Annotated in this window: 1 protein-coding gene; it reads left to right on the forward strand. The window is 48.6% G+C overall.

Features of this window, described 5'->3' with window-relative positions:
- The coding region (locus KVT27_RS25485) for a response regulator (protein ID WP_217582260.1) at positions 1-253 on the forward strand (253 nt) is incomplete at both ends.

Consider the following 253-nt stretch of genomic DNA (forward strand, 5'->3'; position numbering starts at 1 on the left):
TCTAAGCGGCTTTGAGACCGTGGAGCTTATCAAGCAGCGCAAAGCTTGTCAGGATATTCCGATCATCTTCCTTACCGCCCTGAGTACATCGATTGAGCATGTTCTGAAGGGGTATCATGTCGGTTCGATCGACTATTTGTTCAAGCCTGTACATCCGGAGATGCTGCGCATGAAGGTCGACGCCTTCGTCAACATGCACCTTAACCATCAAAAAATCAAATACCAAAGCGAGCTGCTGCATAAGCGTACGCTG

Source organism: Lysinibacillus sp. GbtcB16 (assembly GCF_019091145.1).
Taxonomy (GTDB): Bacteria; Bacillota; Bacilli; order Bacillales_A; family Planococcaceae; genus Lysinibacillus; species Lysinibacillus fusiformis.